The 4,628-nt window shown below is 34.3% G+C and carries 2 protein-coding genes and 2 pseudogenes; 1 reads left to right on the top strand and 3 read right to left on the bottom strand.

What is annotated here, in order from left to right; all coding sequences use genetic code 11:
- Positions 1-327: pseudogene (locus MTX11_RS16115) on the bottom strand (hypothetical protein); the annotation flags it as partial.
- Positions 328-401: 74 nt separating this feature from the next.
- On the opposite strand from MTX11_RS16115, the gene MTX11_RS16110 reads away from it, so the two are divergent.
- Positions 402-1,475 (top strand): ComEC/Rec2 family competence protein, encoded by a 1,074-nt coding sequence (locus MTX11_RS16110; protein WP_243475579.1) that lies wholly within the window; start codon positions 402-404, stop codon positions 1,473-1,475.
- Between the two features lie 490 nt (positions 1,476-1,965).
- On the opposite strand, the gene MTX11_RS16105 is transcribed toward MTX11_RS16110, so the two are convergent.
- Both MTX11_RS16105 and MTX11_RS16100 read right to left on the bottom strand, forming a co-directional pair.
- The gene (locus MTX11_RS16105; RefSeq protein WP_020753597.1) at positions 1,966-3,312 is read right to left on the bottom strand and encodes a hypothetical protein; all 1,347 of its coding nucleotides are present in this window, start codon (positions 3,310-3,312) and stop codon (positions 1,966-1,968) included.
- Between the two features lie 1,025 nt (positions 3,313-4,337).
- Positions 4,338-4,628: pseudogene (locus MTX11_RS16100) on the bottom strand (transposase); the annotation flags it as partial.

Below are 4,628 nucleotides of genomic sequence, written 5' to 3'. Positions count from 1 at the left end.
CTTTTGAGCTAGTAACTCATGAATCTTTTCTTTCTTTACTGAACTTAACGTTGAATCTCTATGTCTCAAGAATTGAGTAGTAGGAAATCCCCCCCATTCTTTTAAAATTTTGCTCTCAACTTTTCGTCCTAGAGATCTAGCAAAAAGCGAAAAAAGATAAATTACAATCAAACCAACTAAACCCCCCACCACAATATTTGCAACTAGAAACTCATTCCAATCGAAGTATGAGGCAATAATAGACATTAATGGTAATGCCGCTATACACGCAGGTAAAAATCTTGCTTTTAAAGTATATTCATCAAAAAAAGATAAAATATCTTTCATGTTAACCTTTTCTTTTTAAATTAATGCCTTATTAAAGCATAAGGTTAATAAATTACTACTAGGTTTTAATAATTATGATCGATGGTTTTGAGATTGAATTTTTAACTGTAGGTGATACAGGGCGTAGTGGGGACTGTATTTTAGTTCGATACAGGGAAGACGGAGAATATAAAGTACTAGCCTATGATGGAGGGGTAAAATCCTCCGGAGAGGCTATGGTTAGGCATATCCAGAAATACTATCAAACGGACACTATTGATTTTCTTGTAAATAGCCATCCTGATAACGATCATGCATCTGGTTTATCAGTTGTCTTAGAGAAGCTACATGTCAAAGAGCTATGGATGCATCGTCCTTGGTTATATTGCGATGAAATCTGTCACTATTTCAAAGATAGAAGGATAACAAATAATAGCCTTGCTAGACGATTCCAAGAAAAAATGTCGGCTGCTTACAACTTAGAAGTTCTAGCAACCGAACGAGGTATCACAATTAAAGAACCATTTTACGGTGAATCTATTGGTCCATTCCAAGTTCTTTCACCAGAAAGAAATTGGTATGTTCATGAACTTGTTCAAGAATTCAATAAAACACCTGAACAAAAAAGTACGTTGGCTACTGAAAGTTTCAGAAAGTTTCTTGACTCCGTGCAAAAAATCTTTGAAAGCTGGGATAAAGAAACTCTTAAAAATAATGTGACAACAAGTGCAGAAAATGAAAGTAGTGTCATTTTATTTGCCGATATGCATAACAATAGAGTATTGTTAACAGGTGATGCTGGTGTTAGGGCTCTTGCTCATGCGTTAGATAATGCAGAATATTCAGGATTAAATATTCAGAACTGTGATTTTGTACAAATGCCACATCATGGTAGTAGACATAACGTTTCTCCTGAAGTGTTAGACAACCTACTAGGACCAAGACTTCCTCAAGGATCTTCTTTAACAAAAACAAGTTTTGTTTCTGTTGGTCCTAAATCAGAAACACATCCTCGGCAAGCTGTAGTAAATGCCTTTAATAGAAGAGGATACAAAGTCTATAAAACAACTAGAGATAATGGAGTGATTCGGCACTCTAGAGGGCTTCCCAAAAGAGATGGTTGGGTGAGCATAAATCAAGTTCCATTCCTAGAAGAAGTAGATGCCTAAAACATTGAATATTCCATCTATTTAACATAATGGCTGTTATACGTAATACAACAATTTTTTATTTCTTATAATTCATAGCCTTATGCTTATATGAAAAGCCCAAGTATGCGTACTTGGGCTTTTTTGTTGATTATTCACGTTCCACGCCTATTTAATAACCAATGTTCCACGAGTTTATTTAGAAAAAATAATTTAACTTGATGCAATATAAAAAAATCTAATTTGCAAACAAGACGTATTGAGTAAAAATATAAGTAATTGAATATTAATGATAAAATATGTGAGGGTATGGCAGATTAGTAAGAAAACTATAATATTTGTGTTCAGATATTAGAAATTAAAAATAAAATAATTATAAAAATCAAAGGCTTATTTTTTTACTCTATTTAGGAAACTCCGGAATTAGGTCGACCACTTACCCAAGTTACGCCTTAAATTTGGCTCAATTAGGGGCGCTTTGCATTTCAAATCTTTGTGCAACAAAGCCAATTTAAACTAATTCTAACTGTTCGGCTTCTTCTGTAACTTCAATATCTTCAGCAGCAGAATTTTCAAATTCATCATTTAACCAACGCTGTAATAAACTACGCATTCTTGAGCTTGGTACATAAATATTGATTGGGTTACCTTCACGAATAGCAGAACGCCATATCCATTGGACCATCTCAGATAGAGCGAATACATCTTCCTTAACAGGGAATCCCTTCATAGCTGAAGCTTTAACAACCATTGGATTTGGATATAGGTTCATCAAGTAAGCTAAGTTGGTTTTGTCTTTGTATTCGTTAGTTGCCTTTGTATTGAAGGCTAACCATTCTTCTTTATAGCGTGATCCAGCAATTGCTGAATGTGCTTCTTTAAATGAAGTCCAAAGTCTATCTGACTTTTTCGCTTTAACATGGTTACGGAAATAGTTATCAAGATTTTTTGACAACTGCTCACATAAAGCTTTCTTATTTGATTTGAATTGGCTTGAACTCAATGCTGTAGTTTTAGTACCAATCTCATTAATAAACTTGTTATCTGAAATAGTGACTAAATGCTTAATTTGAGAAGGCTTGTTACCAAAACGGATCAGTTCATACTCAACGCCATACGATTTCAAATACGCTGACATTTGAGAGCCTTCAAACATATAAGTAGCAATCCAGACTTCTTTAAAAGATCTCAGTGTGTCGATACTCAATTCCCAAACAATCAGCTTCTGGTCCACATACAAGAGCTGACCGAGATCACACATTGTTGCTAGGTTTTCATATTTCGTACCTGTCGGGTCACCACCGTTATCACCATACTTTTCACGGTTGAAACGAAGAGTGACAGCATCATCATCAACATGAATCCAACCTAAACGGAAAAGAGCTTCTAACTCTGTAGATGAATGCTCTGTATATACATCATAGACTTGAATTGTTTCGTCAATAATCAGTACATAGTCTTTCGCATCATCCAACATATTTGGTGTTAGGTTCATAAAGAGCTGATGTGTACTGACTACGTTTTCTTTGTTCTTTAACAGGTATTGCAAGCTTTCAGCTTTATTTCCACCCTTATAGCTTGGATGCTTGAAACGTCTTTCCTTCAAAGGAGCATCATCTAAATATGCGTAATGAACGCTTGTATCGTCTTCTGTGGTAATTAAAGGACGTTTTAATACATCTTCAGGATCGTATGTTGTACCTGAAATACGATGGCATTCATCAAGTAATGGAGTGATGTAAAGAAAGTTCTGGTCTTTTTCTGCTGTTCTAATGTTTTCTATAATTTGAGTAGTCTTACCGCTACCCATCATTGCATCATAAACTTTAAACACTGTGCTTATTTTTCCTATTTGCACGTTTTATTATCCTCATTGCATATTGTTGTAATGGAAGACTGTTCTCCCCTCTTGAGACAGATTATATTATCTCAAGACAGATAATGTCAATAACTTGTCTTGTGGCTCTATTTTTGTCTTGAATTGCTTTATTTGTCTAGCTAAACACTTGTTTTGTTTTTAAATTTAAAACTGTGGATAAGTAAGACAGATTTCAGTCTTAATTGATCTTAGGTTTTATACGGCTTTCGCTGAAATTCGATACTCAAATTACAGTGAATTTATAAAGGAAAATTTAAAGGCTGTAGACAAAACCTTGTCTTAGACATTTTATAACTACTTGTTTTTAAAAATGAAAAAAGCAAAAACCTTAAAACAAAAATGTACGGATTCTAGGTACACATAAGCGCACACATACATAGCACCTAAAGCCTATTTACTGACCGCCCTCTGTTCCTTCCATTACTGTAGCTATTGCATACAGTCGGTTGGTTGCTCAAACATTTACTTCAGCATAGCTTCGTTGTTACTCGCTATACTTCGTAAAGTTTCGAGCTGAGGTCCATTCTTTTATAACTCAATGTTTTCAACTGATTTTGAAGGAAGCTTAAAAAGTCTTATAAAATAAGGCTAGACAAAACCTTGTCTTGGGACTATCAAAAAAGTCAATCTTTTAGGGCTTTTTTTAACTTGAATCTTAAAGAAGAAATTATAAAAAAATACAGATAACTAATTAATAAATATTTAATTAATTTTTCAAATAAAGAAAAAGAATAGAACGATATATCGAACTCCTTTCAGTCGTTCTCATATCTTCTTATAGAAAAATAGTTGTTCCAACCTGGATACTATCGCATGGTTATAACTGAAGACGTTCCAAATGAATTTTCAAATATGTATAAAGTTGTAGAAAAAAATCGCATTGATATAACAAATTAAAATACTATATATAGTGTCATTTTTAACAAAAAACACAATATAGAATAGAGTTTTCGGTCTCTAAGCACTTTTTAAAGGGAACATCATCGACTCAAATTTCTATTTGCAACAGTGCCATCAAAACTCCTTGCACTGAGTTTATCTCCTAATAATTTGATGCAATGCATCTTAGTTTCAACCAACTTCGCCGATGATAGCCTGACCATTTTTTCCATAGTGTCCTGCCTAAACGTTTAATTGTTCGAAGTAATTCATTTCGCTCTAGCGAGCTACTCTTTGTATCTTTCCATGGTTTCGCATTTTTTCTAGGTGGAATCACCGCATGCGCTTGCCGATCTGCAATGACCTGACGGCATTGCTTGGTGTCATAAGCTCCATCGGTATAAACAGAGTCAATC

It is taken from the genome of Acinetobacter lwoffii, assembly GCF_022809915.1.
GTDB classification, from domain to species: domain Bacteria; phylum Pseudomonadota; class Gammaproteobacteria; order Pseudomonadales; family Moraxellaceae; genus Acinetobacter; species Acinetobacter lwoffii_M.
The sequence above is the reverse complement of the archived record's forward strand: the minus strand, read 5'-3'. Positions and strand labels throughout refer to the sequence as shown.

Coding starts and splice junctions, on each gene's coding strand:
- MTX11_RS16110 (WP_243475579.1), top strand. CDS start 402: ATGATCGATGGTTTTGAGATTGAATTTTTAACTGTAGGTGATACAGGG.